The sequence below is a fragment of the Exiguobacterium sp. s35 genome (assembly GCF_018617535.1).
Classification (GTDB): Bacteria; Bacillota; Bacilli; order Exiguobacteriales; family Exiguobacteriaceae; genus Exiguobacterium; species Exiguobacterium aestuarii.
On sequence record NZ_JACSKI010000002.1, the window covers coordinates 266,135 to 280,874 of the forward strand.

Below are 14,740 nucleotides of genomic sequence, written 5' to 3' on the forward strand. Positions count from 1 at the left end.
TTCAATCCCTTTTTATTTCGTACAAAAAAAGGCGACGAGAACGGGCATCTCGTCGCCTTTCGCTTACGCTTGTGTTTGTTTGGCAACTGCCTCATAGGCAGGTACGAATGGATACTCCAAATCGCGAGCGACCGCTTCATATGTGACCGTTCCGTTGATGACGTTTAAGCCTTTGAGGAGCGCGTCGTTTTGAAGAAGTGCCGGGAACACACCTTTTTGTGCACATTCGATGATATATGGCATCGTCGCGTTCGTCAGCCCCATTGTCGATGTGCGTGGTACAGCGCCAGGCATGTTGGCAACAGCGTAATGCTGGACACCATAGCGCTCATATGTCGGTGCATCATGTGTCGTAATGTGATCGATTGTCTCACAAATTCCACCTTGGTCAATGGCGACGTCCACGATGACTGAACCTGGTGACATGCGTTGTACCATTTCTTCTGTGACAAGTTTCGGTGCTTTTGCGCCTGGAATCAGAACCGCACCGATGACAAGATCACTCTCCGCCACTTGTTTCGCGATATTATATTTGTTCGAGATTAACGTGTTGATTGTGTTTCCGAACAAGTCGTCGATTTGACGAAGACGAGCCGGACTAATATCCATCAACGTAACGCTCGCACCGAGACCGATTGCGATACGGGCTGCATTCGTCCCGACGACACCGCCCCCGATGACCGTGACGTTCGCACGAGGTACACCCGGGAGACCTGACATGAGGATTCCTTTGCCACCGTGCGGTTTTTCGAGGATCTGTGCCCCGATTTGAGCAGCCATACGACCTGCGACTTCACTCATCGGTGTGAGAAGCGGTAACGTCCGATCGACTTCTACCGTCTCATACGCGATTGCAGTGATTCCTGATTCGACGAGAGCTTTCGTCAATTCTGGTTCCGCCGCTAAGTGTAGATACGTGAAGAGCGTCAAATCAGGACGGAAGTATTGGTATTCAGACGGCTGTGGCTCTTTGACTTTGAGCGCAAGTTCGACGCCTTCCCATACGTCTTTCGCCGTTTCGACGATGGTTGCGCCAGCATCGATATATTCCATATTCGTGAAACCACTGCCGAGACCAGCATTTGTTTCGACGAATACGTCATGGCCAAGTTCCGTTAACATAAATGCACCCATCGGTGTCAAAGCCACCCGATTTTCATTGTTTTTAATCTCTTTTAATACCCCGATTTTCATGGAACATTCCCCTTTCATTCCGTTGACACAAATTGTTCACACCCCTAGTATAGACCCATTTGAAAACGCTGTCTTTATCATGGATTCTAAAAACGAAGACGCTCACTTTGTGAAAAAACACAAAGCGAACGTCTAGTCTTCTAATCGATATTGACCGGCTTTAATCGCCAAATAAATCATGGACCGCTCGGGTAGTGAAACTTGCGTGATATTCGTCAACTCTTCGATGCGTCGAATCCGATACAAGACGGTATTCGGATGGATATGAAGATGAGCAGCGACCCGTTTTACGTTCCCGTCGAAATAAAAATACCATTCGAGCGTCTTCACGAGTTCGGTCTGATGGGATGAATCATAATGTTGCAACCGTTCGACGGTCGGATGGGTCTCTAGTCGAAGGCCGATGCGACGGGCGAGTTCCGGGACGAGTTGATAAATCCCAATCTGTTCGAAAGCGCGAGAAGTCGCGAGTTCGAGAGGGAACTTACGACGAAGTGTCGTGACGCGTCTTGCTTCTTCGGCTGCGGCGTATAACATGTCACTTTCGAAAAAGCGTCGACTGATTCCGAGCCGTGGCTCGGATTCGGTGAATTTGTCTTGAAGTAACTGCTCAAACCGTTCCGCCCAAGCGAGCAATTCTACTTCTTCATCGGAGAGTTCGGATTTCATATAGTGCCACACAAGCAACTGCTGTCCATCAATGGCATGTAAGACGACCTCGATTGCCTCCTGTGTCGCGAGCACATAATGCAGACGCTCAGCGAGTTGCGGGGTGATTGGTTGGGCACATTCGATAATCGTCAACCGGCTTGCGACGGCGATGGGTGCAAGTTCGTTCAATCGTTCGCGATTGGCATCAGAGAGGGTCGGGGAAGCGAGGACATCTAATAAAAAGCGTTCGAGTTCCGCGCTAATACGCCGTTCGTGCATCGCGATCGTCATGAGCAACTTTTTGGCAATGGTCGCTCCTTCTTGCAAGATGGCCAATTCTTGATTCGTGAACGGGTTCGTTCGAGCCAGGCTCCAAATATAGCCGAGCACTTCGTCATGTTGTTTGATGACAATTGCCGCACGTTCTCCTAGCCCGACAGCGAGACGTGCCGGAATGACGACAGGTTCATCCTGGTCAATCACTTCTCGTAAAATCCCGCTTTCCCATAAATCTTCGATGACGGCTTCTGGGACACGACGACCGATGATCGTCGCGATTCTGGCCGGATCGGTCGAATCGGGATGGGTGCTATAGGCGAGCAATTGGTGGTGACGGTTCTCGATCGTAATGGGTGCTCGAATCGCTTGACCGATTGCCTCAGCGAGTGTATCGAGAGACTCGTAAGATTTCTGCAAAAAAGGCATGTCGATTCCTCCTCTCTCTGAGTATAACTTCTTCTTTGTGAAACTTCACAAAAAGAATCGAGAGTGTGAGAAATGACATACCTTCAGTGGATTACATTGGGAAGAATAAGCCGACGGCGAGACCTAATAACGCCCCGACGATGACCTGGAACGGTGTGTGACCGACGAGTTCATTCAAGAGTGGGGTCTCGTGTTTAATTCCTTTGAAATAATCATTCAGCAGTCGAGCTTGAAAGCCGACCGCTTGCCGAACGCCGGTCGCATCGTACATGACGATGGTGGCGAAGACGACAGCGAGAGCGAATATGCTCGAGTCGATGCCTTCCATCCGTCCGATTGCCGTCGCGAGTGCCACGACCGTAGACGAGTGTGAGCTTGGCATACCGCCTGAAGCGAACATGATTTCAATTTCAAAATCCCGTGTTTTAATAAGTTCGGTTACGAGCTTGGCTGCTTGGGCGATAAACCAAGCGAGAATCGCGGCGAGTAAAGGTTCGTTAAACATGCATCTATTCACTTCCTGTCTGACATAGTATCTTCACTATACCCGAAAGCGGGGCAGGCTAGACGTTAAGATTTCGTCAAAAAAAGGTGTCATGGACGGCTTGTCCATGACACCTTTTGGTCGATTTTTGTTACCCGACTACTCCTTCAGTTTCCTGAAGTTTCTCTGCAATGTTATCGATGATATAACGGTTGCGTGGGTGTTCTTGACACTCTTTCGAGCATGAACGCATTTGTTTCGGTTCACACTCTTCACAACAGAAATGCTGTACATTGCACTCCGGGTTGGCACAATTAACGTAACGAACCGTCTCTGTCCCACAGTGCATGCAGTGCGAAACAACAGTCGGGTTCACAGAGTTGACAGGGACGTTGATGCGCTCATCAAAGACGTAAAGCTCACCATCCCAGTTTTCTCCTTTTGTCGCTTCGTCTTTTCCATACATCGCGACGCCACCTTTTAAGTGGAAGATGTTGTCGTGACCTTGGTCACGCATATATGCTGTAAATTTCTCGCAACGGACGCCACCGGTACAGTACGTGAGAAGTGTTTTCCCTTCGTAGAGGTCTTTGTTCTCTTCGAGCCATTCCGGCATGTAACGTGAAGCCTCTACATCGATTTTGATCGCGTTTTTAAAGTGACCAAGTTCGTACTCGTAGTTGTTACGAACGTCGAGGATGACGACATCATCACGATTCATCATCTCTTTCCATTCTGCTGGTTCGAGGTATGCACCGTGTTGTTTCGGCACATCAAACTCGCCATCAAAGCGCCACGTCACGAGCTCTTTCTTGTGACGGACAAAAATTTTCTTGAATGCATGCTCTTCGACTTCATCGATTTTGAACTCGATATCGCTGAAGAGTGGGTTTGCTTTCAAGTCATGCATGTATTGCTCAGTTTGTTCCCAAGTACCAGAGCACGTCCCGTTAATTCCTTCGGAGGAAATCAAGATACGTCCTTTGATGCCGAGGTCTTTACAATACTTCAAATGTTCTTGCGTGAGTGTTTCTGGGTCTTCGATATTGACGTACTTATAGTACAGCAAGACCCGCATTGGTTTTGTTTCCATATTGTGTTGCTCCCCTGTGTTCAGTTTTTTGCAGGAAAACGAACGTTGGGTTGTGTCGTTCGACGAATAGACTTGCCTGCAACCACAAGTCCATTATTATATGATAAATATCACGACGAATTTTCGCAAATGGTTTTTAATTTTTTTTGACGAATGCAGGGAGATGCGTCTTGTAAATCGAAATCGGGTAATAGAGTAATAGTAACGAAAGTTGAAGGTGGAACAACTATGCTCACTTCTCTCCAACAGTACATCATCCAATTAATCGAATGGTTGCAAAGTTTGCCTGGCGGTCCTTGGGCCGGACTCGGCGCTCCGTTTTTAGAAGCCATCTTTCCGTTTTTGCCACTCGTTTTAATCATTTCTGCGAATGCGGCGACATACGGTTTTTTACTAGGAGTCCTTTTATCGTGGATTGGGAACCTTCTCGGAACGATTGTCGTCTTCGCAGCCGTCCGGTATGTGTTCCGAAAACCGATGACGCGCTGGCTCGAAAAACATAAGGCGGCGGTTTATTGGTTAGAACGAATCAATCATATGAGTCCGATTTCACTCGGATTCTTGTATTCACTCCCGTTCATCCCGGTCAGTTTGATCACTTATTTGCTGGCGCTCATTCAGATGCCGCTCCGCACATTCATTTTAGCGGCAGGATTCGGGAAACTACTCGTCGTCGTCATTTTCTCTGTCATCGGGGATCAATGGGAAGAGTTTATTCAAAGTCCATTTCGTTTATCGATGCTCGGTCTTCTTTTGGTCGCATTATGGGCCATCAGCCGGGGACTAGAAGAAATTCTCAAACGACGCGCTTTCAAGAAACGAAACGAGCAATTGAAACAAGAAATGGTCACGAAACGACAAACACCCCTTTGAACAAGGGGTGTTTTCGCTTAAGACTGTTTTTTAAAGCGCGGGAAGTTGAATGCGATGGCGATCCCTCCACAAATAAAGAGGAGGAACGGATAAAACATGAACGGCACGAGATCCGGCGATGCGGTCTTCGTCAGCTCTGCCGCTATGAGGAGTTGTGCTCCATATGGCAGAATTCCTTGTACCCCACATGAGAAGATATCGAGTACGCTCGCTGATTTTTTCCGTTCGATATCATATTCGTCCGCAATGTTTGCGGCAAGCGGTCCGGCTACGAGAATCGAAATTGTATTGTTTGCCGTCGCCACGTTCGTCGCGCTGACAAGACCAGCGATACTCCACTCGGCACCGGCACGTTTTTGGATTCGTGACGTCAACGCGTCACGCAAATACGTGAGTCCGCCGTTGTGCGATATGAGTCCGACGAGTCCGCCCATGAGTAACGTCAGAAACGAGATTTCGGCCATGCCGACCATGCCGTCGGCGATAGCGGTCACGAATGCTGTCACCGATAAGCTTCCGTCGAGGAGACCGATGATACCAGTGAGCGTGATGCCGCCCAAAAGGACGAGAATAACGTTCAGTCCTGTTAACGCTAAGCCGATAACCGCGAGATAGGGAATCAGTTTATACCATTCGAATGCAGCGACATCGACCGTCGACTCACCGTTCGATAAGACCGCTAGTAAAATCGTCGTGATGATAGCGGCCGGTAAGACAATCCAGAAGTTTGTCCGGAACTTATCACGCATGTTCGTCCGTTGCGTCCTTACGGCGGCAATTGTTGTATCCGAAATGAACGAAAGGTTGTCCCCGAACATCGCGCCTCCGACAACTGCGGCGGCTGCGATGGCGACGTTCACGCCACTCTCTTCATGAATACCGAGAGCGATTGGTGCAAGTGCCGCGATCGTTCCGGTCGATGTTCCCATCGCCATTGAAATGAAAGCAGCGATGACGAATAGTCCGCTCAAGAGAAGCGATGGTGGTAAGAGCGTCAACGCGGCGTTGACCGTCGCATCGATGGCGCCAATCGATTCGGCTACGGTTGAAAATGCACCGGCGAGTAAGAAAATAAAAATCATAATGATGATTCCCGGATTTCCGGCACCTTGTGCGATGCGCTCCACGGTTTGTGTCGCACTTCCTTTTGTCATGAATGCTGCGACTAGCAATGCGATGATCGCTGCGACGAGAACTGGGAACTTATAAAAATCCCCATAGTAGACACCTGCCCCGATGAAAAAGAGCAAAAAGACGAATAACGGCAAAAGTGCCCACTTGTTGGCTGTTGGTTGTTCCAAAATAATCACCTCACTAAAAAATAAAAAGGACCTTTTTCTCAAGAAAAAGGTCCTTCGTGCGAAATACCCTTTTCATCTTTCGAGCAATACGCCCGCTGGATTTGGCACAGGTTCCCCGCTGCCGAGACTTCACAGGGCCAGTCCCTCCGTCTCTCTCGATAAAAAGTGAATCTATCTAATTATTAAACACGTTCCCTAACGTACCTGTTTCGAATCCGGTTGTCAACCTAAAAACTCCCCAATTCGATGTGAAAAAGGGGAGTTTACGTCGTTAAATTGTTGAAGTGGGCTACTCGGTTCCGCCCTGCGTATTTTCCACCGACATAGAGCGCACGGTCAGCGTTTCGAATCGTGTCATCTAGACGCTTGTTCCCGAATGCTTCAATCGTATCGACCCCGATAGACGCGGTCACAGAAATCTCATGATGGTCAACAAGGAACGGTTTCGCTTCGATTTGGTGGCGAATCCGTTCTGTGATCTCGATGGCTTGGGTCATGTCGCAATGGTTGAGTAGTAAAATGAATTCTTCGCCGCCATAACGAGCGGCAAAGTCATCCGTTCGAAGTACTTGCCGAATGCGTCGACCGAATTCTTGTAACACTCGGTCACCGACCTGATGACCGTACGTATCGTTAATTTTTTTGAAGAAATCAATATCGAGCATGGCGACAGATATCGGATACATCGACATATCCGATATTTGTTGAATGCCGTATTCATAAAACGCACGCGCGTTGGCAAGAAGCGTCAAACTGTCTGTCCGGCTCTCGGTATAGAGACGATCCCGCTCGTGACAACGGCTAATCGTTCGATTGAACGATTTTAACAACTTGATGATTTCATGCTGAATGATTTTCGGATATGCGTATACGGGTTCTCCCGTCATGACGATCCATGTACGAATCTCTTCGATTTCCTCCGAACGGACAGAAACAAAGCTATGATAATCGTCATGGAAGGCGTCGGAAAGTGCGGTATCCCATTCAAACCGCATCTCATAGTCGAGAATTTGCTCGATTGGTTGACTCATCTCAAGCAGTGCAAAGACGACCGGTCGATCGATGGGCTGTCGCGTCTTCAAATCGAAGTAGAGCGTGCGGTCGAACAATTTGAACTCGATATAACCTTCGTCGTAATGGTTCAACTGTTCACACTGACTTAAAAAGACTTCGATTGCTTGCGCCTCACTCTGTGACAAAGAGACGGCTTCTTTAGCTTCATCATATTGCTCGATCAAAGATTTGAAGGCGTCTTGCCGTTCTTTTTGAATGAGAAGTCGTTTAATGAAGAACGTCAAGGCAGCGGCGATACTACTGACGACCAGTAAACTCGTCTCCCGGAAGAATGATGCCGCTAGAATGAAGGTCAAACTGACGACGTATGTGTAGAAAGCGATTTTCATAAAATCGCTCAATGCGATGTCGACGCGGAACCACCATTTCACCTGATATTTTTGGAATACCGTGTTTAAGAAGATGGCAAGGAACAGTCCGGCAAGCGGCACGAACGAATCTTGCGAATAAAAGTCGAGACCGGTCTCGCCACCAAGGGCGAGATAAACCGCTGCCGGGATGACGATTTCTAAGTACGCCGTAATGGCATTCCAAGGATACGTGAAGCGGAAGCGACGGATGGCGACTTTCGGTTTCAAATTGGCGAATTGAAAGACGAACAACCCGATTTGGTTGACGATGAGTGCTGTTTCAAATCCAAAGAATAAAAATAAGATTAAGACGATACTTTCAGAAAAAGTGAAGTACACACCTTTGACTTCGATCGAGTCGAGTTGAAAAATGATGACCAATAATGAAATTAAAATAAACGACAATGGATCAATCGTCGGGGCGTGTAGGACATCCAATGCAAATAACGAGATGGTGAAGATGAATAAGGCACTCCATATACTCCAACCGAGCACGGACATCTTACGAAAGTGGTTCATGCGTTCCCTCCTAGCATGAGACATTTCGAGATCTAATAGTAAAGATTCGTCACGTTTTCGTGTGAGTCCTGCTTCTCTTCCATGATGCTTGAATTCTAGCATTGAGTATAGACGGAATATCCTCTATAATGAAATTGCTTTTCAACCGCATAGACGAATGTCGATGAAAAAGAGAGTAACGATGGTTTAGTCAACAAAGCGACCTAGGGATTGGTGAGAGCCTAGGCTGACAAACGTCGCGAAACGCACTTTTGAGATGCTATCCGAAACGAGAGTAGGCATAGCCGGAGGGAACCGTTATCACCATAAAGCGGTCTGCGTCATGCAGGCAAGAAGAGTGGTACCGCGGGAATTCCCGTCTCTTTGCATCTATGCAAAGGGCGTTTTTTTTATGAGTTGTGATACGAAGAAGGAGGACATACAAATGAGTTATGAACGCAAGTACGCAGAAGCGTTATCACGTGTCATCGGAGACGAGCTCACGATTGACCAGATTGAAGCATTGATTGAAAAGCCGAAACATGAGGCACACGGTGATCTCGCGTTCCCATGTTTCCAATTGGCGAAAGCCTATCGGAAAGCACCTGTCATGATTGCGACAGATATTGCGAATGACTTGAACGATGAACTGTTCACAAAAGTCGAGGCAGCAGGACCTTACGTCAACGTCTTCTTGAGCCGTGACGTCGTGTCAAAAGAAATCATTAACACGGTGCTCGACGAGAAGTCGGATTATGCAACACACGCAGCGCGCAACGAAACGATTGTGACGGACTTCTCGTCACCGAACATTGCGAAGCCGTTCTCGATGGGTCACTTGCGTTCGACGGTGATCGGGAATGCGATCAACCAAATCGCACGCAAAAACGGATACGACGTTGTCGGCGTCAACCACCTCGGTGACTGGGGAACACAGTTCGGTAAATTAATGGTCGCCTATAAAAAGTGGGGCGATGAGGAAGCGGTACGTGCTAACCCGATCGCAGAACTCTTGAAGCTATACGTCCATTTCCATGAAGAGGCGAAGACACAGCCAGAACTCGAAGATGAAGGCCGTGCTTGGTTCAAGAAACTTGAAGATGGTGATGCGGAAGCGACAGAGCTTTGGCAATGGTTCCGTGACGAGTCACTCAAGGAGTTCCAAAAAGTATATGACCTTCTCGGTGTGAAATTCGAGAGCTTCAATGGTGAGGCGTTCTACAACGATAAGATGGGACGCGTCGTCGAGATGCTCGAAGCGAAAAACCTTTTAGTCGAAAGTGAAGGCGCGATGGTCGTCTCACTCGAAGAAGAGAACTTGCCACCTTGCTTGATTAAAAAGAAAGATGGTGCAACATTGTACGCGACACGTGACTTGGCTGCGGCAATCTATCGCTACGAGACGTACAACTTCGTGCAAGCGAACTATGTCGTCGGTGGCGAACAGGCGCTTCACTTCAAACAACTCTTCTCGGTTCTTCGTAAGCTCGGCTACGACTTCGTCGATGGCATGCATCACGTACCGTTCGGCTTGATCTTGCAAGAAGGGAAGAAGATGTCGACACGTAAGGGGCGCATCGTTCTTCTTGAAGAAGTGTTGAAAGAAGCCATCGAAAAAGCACAAGCGAACATCGAACAGAAGAACCCAGACCTTGCGAACGCACAAGACGTTGCCCGTATGGTCGGTGTCGGAGCGGTCGTCTTCCACGACTTGAAGAATGAACGGATCAACAACATCGAATTCGATCTCGACAGCATGCTCAAGTTCGAAGGAGAGACAGGACCTTACGTTCAATATACGAATGCCCGTGCGAACTCACTCCTTCGCAAAGGAAACTATGACGGCTCACCGTTCACTGGTGCAGATGATGATTACTCATGGGGTGTCGTCACGATGCTCAACGCGTTCCCACACGTCATCACACGTGCACATGAACGTCGCGAACCATCAATCATCAGCCGTTACGTACTTGATCTCGCACAAGCGTTCAACAAGTATTACGGTCACGTCCGCGTCTTAGAAGAAGATGCCGGCAAACAATCGCGTCTCGCACTCGTGAAGGCAGTGACGCTCGTATTGACGGAAGGACTCCGTTTACTCGGTGTCGAAGCTCCGGAAGAAATGTAAGTTATAAGACAGACGAAAGGACCTCAATGATTTTTGAGGTCCTTTTCCTATGCTTACACTTTCATCCGCGTCACCGTTCGGGCTTCCGTATCATAGAGACACCATTCCCTGTCGAAGATGACGGCTCCGACATTGATGACATACCGCTTTTTCTTCAAATGGAATGGGGTCCCGATTTCCCAGGGCAGGGACCTCCCTTTCCGGTAAATCCCGGGGATATGGCTATGTCCGATGAAGACGAGCGGATACTTTCCTTTCTCGACAACCGGTTCCCAGTCCTCGTTCCACTTGACTTGATGCCCATGTAAAAAGCGCGCCTCACCAAGGGTTGTCTGTTCCGGCAACAAGGAAATCCGTGTTTTCACAGGGTGGTCGATGACGAGCACCTCGTCGATGCGCTCCTCCTGATTGCCGCGTAGACTCGGGAATGTCAGCAGTGCTTCATAGTTCGGGTCATACGTCACGACCTCTTCCACATGATGAAAGCGCTCGTGGCGTCGTTTTTTGCCGATGTGGCATTCGTATAGGTCGCCGAGACAGAGAATATGTTCGGTTTCCCGCCGGACGTCATCGAGAATCGCCTTTAAATCATCAAACGAACCGTGTGGGTCACTGATGATGGCGAGTTTCATCGGAAGTTCGTGAATTGGGCGTCGACAGACAACTCGAGCTCACGAACCAGCTGCATGACAGCTTGAAGGTCGTCACGCGATTTACCCGTGACACGGATTTGATCGTCTTGAATTTGCGATTTGACTTTTAGTTTTGATTCTTTGATGGCGTTGTTGATTTTTTTCGCGTCATCTTTGTCGATCCCGCTCTTCAATTTCACGCGTTGACGAACCGTGCCACCGAGAGCACCCTCTACTTTTTGATAATCGAGGTTTTTGGTCGGAACACCGCGTTTAATCAACTTCGTGATTAAGACGTCCTTTAATTGCTCAAGTTTATAGTCATCATCCGAGATGAGGACGAGGTCGCCATTGTCGAGCGACATTTCACTTTTTGATCCTTTAAAGTCGTAACGGTTTAAAATTTCCTTCTCCGCGATTTGAATCGCGTTCTTCACTTCTTCAAGATTCATTTCTGACACGATATCGAAAGAATTGTCTTTTGCCATGTTTCATCCATCCTTTGTGTGGTTTTGTTATAATGATAGCAGATTTGAAGCAGTGAAGGAGTGAAGAGATGGAACGTACAATGGATCAACATACACATGCAGACTTAGATCACGTTGCCTATCACGGGAAAGACCTTGGGGTGACGTTCAAAGGGGAACAGATTCGACTACGTGTCTGGTCTCCGGTAGCGGAACAAATGTCGGTCAAGTTATATCGCACAGCCCGTGCACGTAAGTTTGAACGACTCGAGCTCGAACCGGCTGAGAAGGGGACTTGGGTCATTGAACTCGACCGCGCCCTGTTCGAAGGTCAATTTTATGTATTTGAAGCAATGATTGATGGGAAGAAAGTGGAATCACTCGACCCTTATGCAAAAGTCGTCGGAGTGAACGGGAAACGTGGGTGCCTGCTTGACCCAGCATCCTTGAACCCGGACCATTGGATCAAAGAACGTCCGCTATTCAATTCTTCACAAGAGGCGGTCATTTATGAGGCGCACGTCCGTGATTTGACGAGTCATCCAGAAAGTGGCGCCACGCATCGTGGGAAGTTCTTAGGCATGACCGAGACGGGGACGACGACAACGAGCGGATACCCGACTGGACTTGACTACATCACCTCGCTCGGTATCACGCATCTTCAGTTGATGCCATTCTTTGACTATGGGTCAGTGAATGAATCACGCGAGGGCGAAGATAACTATAACTGGGGATATGACCCGGTACATTACTTTGCGGTCGAGGGATCGTACGCCTCGTCAGCAGATGATCCAGCGACACGAATCATCGAATTGAAAGCGATGATTCAAGCCCTCCACGACCGAGGCATCCGCGTCATCATGGACGTCGTCTTCAACCATACGCATGATGCGTTGACGACACCGCTCGGTCAATTCGTCCCTGACTACTATTATCGACTAAATGAGGACGGGACACTCGCGGACGGTTCGGCCTGTGGGAACGACACGGCATCTGAGCGTGCGATGATGCGTAAGCTCATGGTCGAATGTGTCACGTATTGGGCGAAAGAATTCATGATCGACGGGTTCCGTTTCGACTTGATGGGATTACACGACGTCAAAACGATGAATCAAATTCGGAAGGCGCTTGATCGCGTCGACCCATCCATCCTTGTCATCGGAGAAGGTTGGGATTTGGACACGCCACTCCCTGTCCGTAAAAAAGCGAATCAACACAACGCCCATAAAATGCCACGAATCGCGCAATTCAATGACGGGATTCGAGACGGCGTCCGTGGAGACGTGTTCATCGAGGACTTGCCAGGTTGGGTGAGTGGGAATACAGACATGACGGCTGACGTGAAACGTGGGATTGCTGGCGGAATCACGAGCCAAAGTTTTGCCGATGAACCGAATCAGGTCGTCAACTACGTTGAATGTCATGATAACTTGACGCTTTGGGACAAGTTGTCCGTGACGAATCCAGAAGATGATGAGACGACACGTCGTCGCCGTCATCGTTTGGCGACGTCCATCGTACTCCTGGGGCAAGGGATTCCGTTTCTTCATAGTGGACAAGAGTTTTTCCGCACAAAAGATGGGGACGAGAATAGCTTTAACTCAGGTGAGGTCGTCAACCGTGTCGACTGGACACGAGCTGAACAAGAAGCGCCAAGTGTGGAATATGTGAAAGGTCTGTTGCGTCTGCGGAAGCAGTATCCGCTCTTCCGACTCGAGAACACGGAACAGATTCGGAAACATTTGCGTTTCTTCGACGAAGAAGAAGGTGTGATTGCATTCGAGTTGAGCCGTCACGTCGAAGGGTATGTCGAACGACATGTCGTGTACCATAACGCGCTAGAAGAAGCGGTCGAGGTCAAACTTCCGTCTGGTAAGTTTGAAGTGAACGTGGAAGACCATACGGTCAATTTGACGGCGCCGCGTCAAATTGAAGACCGTCATATGATGGTCGCGCCACTGTCGACACTCGTGGTGACGGAACGTCGTCCGGACTACAGCAAATACGCTGTTGCCGGTGGTGCCGCACTCGCCGTGCTCGGTGGTCTCTGGTATGTGTCGAAGAAACGGAAGCGTAAAGAGCAGTAACCAAAAAGGAGGCGGGTTAATCCGTCTCCTTTGGTGTGTCTTCCTCTGATTTCGATGCTTCGAGTTGCATCATTTTTTGGACAAGAATGTGTTTCGGCATATGCATCAACTCTTCGAGCGGAACGTTTAACTTTTTCGCAAGCTCGACGGCTGTCTCTGGTGATAACTGTAATGGGCGCATGGGTAGACTCCTTTCTAAATCATTCATCTATACCGACAGTATACAGGAAAATCGAAAATGTGTTGAACGAACACATTCAAAATCGAATTTCGTTTCGGTCGTTGCTAAGCTGAAAATAGGAAGTGATCAAATGTACAAACAAACAGCAGACTTTCAATTTCATCAAACGATCGAATGGCTAGAACGTGTCGGTGAAGGTTGGATGTTGTACTTGGCGCAAACCGGATTTTTGTTCTTTGACGAGTCGTCCCAAATTCGCTGGGAAATTGACTGGGCTTGGACACCGTGCGCCCTATATGTGGAACCGAATGCCACGCGTGCCGTGGCATGGTTCCGAGAAAAAGGACTTTACGGAGTGATTGATTTACAAAAAGGACAGATGGAGACGCATGCGATTCCACAACGTTTTAATGGTGACTGGTTTAGTAATTTGCACTATTGGCAAGGAGATGACATCTTCTTATATTCAGCCGAATCGGATGTCGTGGCGTTGAATCTCCATGATCATACGTTTCGATATAGTCGTTATGAAGAAGTCCCGGTTTTTGGGGACATCATCGAGCTGGCGTATCAGGGGACGTATGATTTTGAACGATTCACACCTGACACATGTGTGACGGTATATGATGAAAACACGCATCACTTTTTAGTCGAAAATGTGAAAACGAATGAAAATTGGCGTATCCCATATCAAGGAGACCGCGAAACGGTCATTCTCGATCAAGTCGGGGAAACAACGGCGATCACCTCGACTGAATCATTCCAATTGTTTCATCGAGAGCAAGAACTGTTTTGTTCATCGGTGTGCGCGGACAACCAATTACTGAAGGTCATGCTGTTAGATGACCGAGGGGATCGACTCGTCGTCTTATCCGCACCACCGCGATTTTGTCATAGTTGGCTGCAAGTTTTTGAACGACAAGAATCCTGAACCAGAAACAGGTTCAGGAATTTTTTGTGAAGTGATGATGAATGGAGAAAGAAACGGGAAGTAGATGGTTAGACAGGGAGGAGTGACGAGG

At 48.4% G+C, this 14,740-nt stretch carries 13 protein-coding genes, 1 riboswitch and 1 other annotated feature; of the genes, 4 read left to right on the forward strand and 9 right to left on the reverse strand.

Annotation, left to right across the window (positions count from 1 at the left end):
* Positions 1-63: 63 nt before the first annotated feature.
* The 4 genes from ald to trhO form a co-directional block, all read right to left on the reverse strand.
* A complete protein-coding gene (gene ald, locus KNO75_RS11770) occupies positions 64-1,194 on the reverse strand; it encodes an alanine dehydrogenase (protein WP_214790362.1) in 1,131 nt (376 codons plus the stop codon).
* A 132-nt stretch (positions 1,195-1,326) separates the two neighbouring features.
* Entirely contained in the window at positions 1,327-2,550 is a 1,224-nt protein-coding gene (locus tag KNO75_RS11775) for a PucR family transcriptional regulator (protein ID WP_214821817.1), read from the reverse strand.
* A 91-nt stretch (positions 2,551-2,641) separates the two neighbouring features.
* Positions 2,642-3,067, reverse strand: a complete 426-nt coding sequence (locus tag KNO75_RS11780; RefSeq protein WP_214796116.1) for a divergent PAP2 family protein — start codon at positions 3,065-3,067, stop codon at positions 2,642-2,644.
* 118 nt (positions 3,068-3,185) lie between these two features.
* Positions 3,186-4,127 carry an oxygen-dependent tRNA uridine(34) hydroxylase TrhO gene (gene trhO / locus KNO75_RS11785; protein ID WP_214821815.1) on the reverse strand — a complete coding sequence of 314 codons (942 nt, stop codon included), beginning with the start codon at positions 4,125-4,127 and terminating at the stop codon, positions 3,186-3,188.
* Between the two features lie 228 nt (positions 4,128-4,355).
* On the opposite strand from trhO, the gene KNO75_RS11790 reads away from it, so the two are divergent.
* Positions 4,356-5,000: a TVP38/TMEM64 family protein gene (locus tag KNO75_RS11790; RefSeq protein ID WP_214821813.1), complete on the forward strand. Its 645-nt coding sequence runs from the start codon at positions 4,356-4,358 to the stop codon at positions 4,998-5,000.
* A 17-nt stretch (positions 5,001-5,017) separates the two neighbouring features.
* Here the strand turns inward: KNO75_RS11790 and KNO75_RS11795 are convergent, their stop codons facing one another.
* The gene (locus KNO75_RS11795) at positions 5,018-6,301 is read right to left on the reverse strand and encodes a Na+/H+ antiporter NhaC family protein (protein ID WP_214790370.1); all 1,284 of its coding nucleotides are present in this window, start codon (positions 6,299-6,301) and stop codon (positions 5,018-5,020) included.
* A gap of 69 nt (positions 6,302-6,370) precedes the next feature.
* Positions 6,371-6,466: riboswitch (SAM riboswitch) on the reverse strand.
* 98 nt (positions 6,467-6,564) lie between these two features.
* Positions 6,565-8,244, reverse strand: coding sequence for a GGDEF domain-containing protein (locus KNO75_RS11800; protein WP_214796120.1), 1,680 nt, complete (start codon positions 8,242-8,244; stop codon positions 6,565-6,567).
* 154 nt (positions 8,245-8,398) lie between these two features.
* Positions 8,399-8,610 (forward strand) — a binding site (T-box leader).
* A gap of 58 nt (positions 8,611-8,668) precedes the next feature.
* Here KNO75_RS11800 and argS point away from each other — a divergent pair.
* Positions 8,669-10,351: an arginine--tRNA ligase gene (gene argS, locus KNO75_RS11805; RefSeq protein WP_214796122.1), complete on the forward strand. Its 1,683-nt coding sequence runs from the start codon at positions 8,669-8,671 to the stop codon at positions 10,349-10,351.
* Between the two features lie 53 nt (positions 10,352-10,404).
* Here the strand turns inward: argS and KNO75_RS11810 are convergent, their stop codons facing one another.
* Entirely contained in the window at positions 10,405-10,983 is a 579-nt protein-coding gene (locus KNO75_RS11810; RefSeq protein ID WP_214821811.1) for a metallophosphoesterase family protein, read from the reverse strand.
* A complete protein-coding gene (locus tag KNO75_RS11815) occupies positions 10,980-11,471 on the reverse strand; it encodes a YajQ family cyclic di-GMP-binding protein (protein WP_214742658.1) in 492 nt (163 codons plus the stop codon). Before KNO75_RS11815 ends, KNO75_RS11810 begins: the two co-directional genes overlap by 4 nt.
* A 68-nt stretch (positions 11,472-11,539) precedes the next feature.
* Here KNO75_RS11815 and pulA point away from each other — a divergent pair, with 68 nt between their 5' ends.
* Complete coding sequence (gene pulA / locus KNO75_RS11820) at positions 11,540-13,537, forward strand: type I pullulanase (RefSeq protein WP_214821809.1); 1,998 nt, start codon at positions 11,540-11,542, stop codon at positions 13,535-13,537.
* A 16-nt stretch (positions 13,538-13,553) separates the two neighbouring features.
* Here the strand turns inward: pulA and KNO75_RS11825 are convergent, their stop codons facing one another.
* Positions 13,554-13,718, reverse strand: a complete 165-nt coding sequence (locus tag KNO75_RS11825; RefSeq protein ID WP_214796128.1) for a YycC family protein — start codon at positions 13,716-13,718, stop codon at positions 13,554-13,556.
* A gap of 130 nt (positions 13,719-13,848) precedes the next feature.
* Here KNO75_RS11825 and KNO75_RS11830 point away from each other — a divergent pair, with 130 nt between their 5' ends.
* On the forward strand, positions 13,849-14,649 hold the full coding sequence (locus KNO75_RS11830; protein WP_214790383.1) for a hypothetical protein: 801 nt from the start codon (positions 13,849-13,851) through the stop codon (positions 14,647-14,649).
* The last annotated feature ends 91 nt before the right edge of the window (positions 14,650-14,740 follow it).

What these genes read in the sequence shown, in the direction of transcription:
- ald (WP_214790362.1), bottom strand. Translation starts at nt 1,194, where the DNA reads ATGAAAATCGGGGTATTAAAAGAGATTAAAAACAATGAAAATCGGGTG.
- KNO75_RS11775 (WP_214821817.1), bottom strand. Translation starts at nt 2,550, where the DNA reads ATGCCTTTTTTGCAGAAATCTTACGAGTCTCTCGATACACTCGCTGAG.
- trhO (WP_214821815.1), bottom strand. Translation starts at nt 4,127, where the DNA reads ATGGAAACAAAACCAATGCGGGTCTTGCTGTACTATAAGTACGTCAAT.
- KNO75_RS11790 (WP_214821813.1), top strand. Translation starts at nt 4,356, where the DNA reads ATGCTCACTTCTCTCCAACAGTACATCATCCAATTAATCGAATGGTTG.
- KNO75_RS11800 (WP_214796120.1), bottom strand. Translation starts at nt 8,244, where the DNA reads ATGAACCACTTTCGTAAGATGTCCGTGCTCGGTTGGAGTATATGGAGT.
- argS (WP_214796122.1), top strand. Translation starts at nt 8,669, where the DNA reads ATGAGTTATGAACGCAAGTACGCAGAAGCGTTATCACGTGTCATCGGA.
- KNO75_RS11810 (WP_214821811.1), bottom strand. Translation starts at nt 10,983, where the DNA reads ATGAAACTCGCCATCATCAGTGACCCACACGGTTCGTTTGATGATTTA.
- KNO75_RS11815 (WP_214742658.1), bottom strand. Translation starts at nt 11,471, where the DNA reads ATGGCAAAAGACAATTCTTTCGATATCGTGTCAGAAATGAATCTTGAA.
- pulA (WP_214821809.1), top strand. Translation starts at nt 11,540, where the DNA reads ATGGAACGTACAATGGATCAACATACACATGCAGACTTAGATCACGTT.
- KNO75_RS11825 (WP_214796128.1), bottom strand. Translation starts at nt 13,718, where the DNA reads ATGCGCCCATTACAGTTATCACCAGAGACAGCCGTCGAGCTTGCGAAA.
- KNO75_RS11830 (WP_214790383.1), top strand. Translation starts at nt 13,849, where the DNA reads ATGTACAAACAAACAGCAGACTTTCAATTTCATCAAACGATCGAATGG.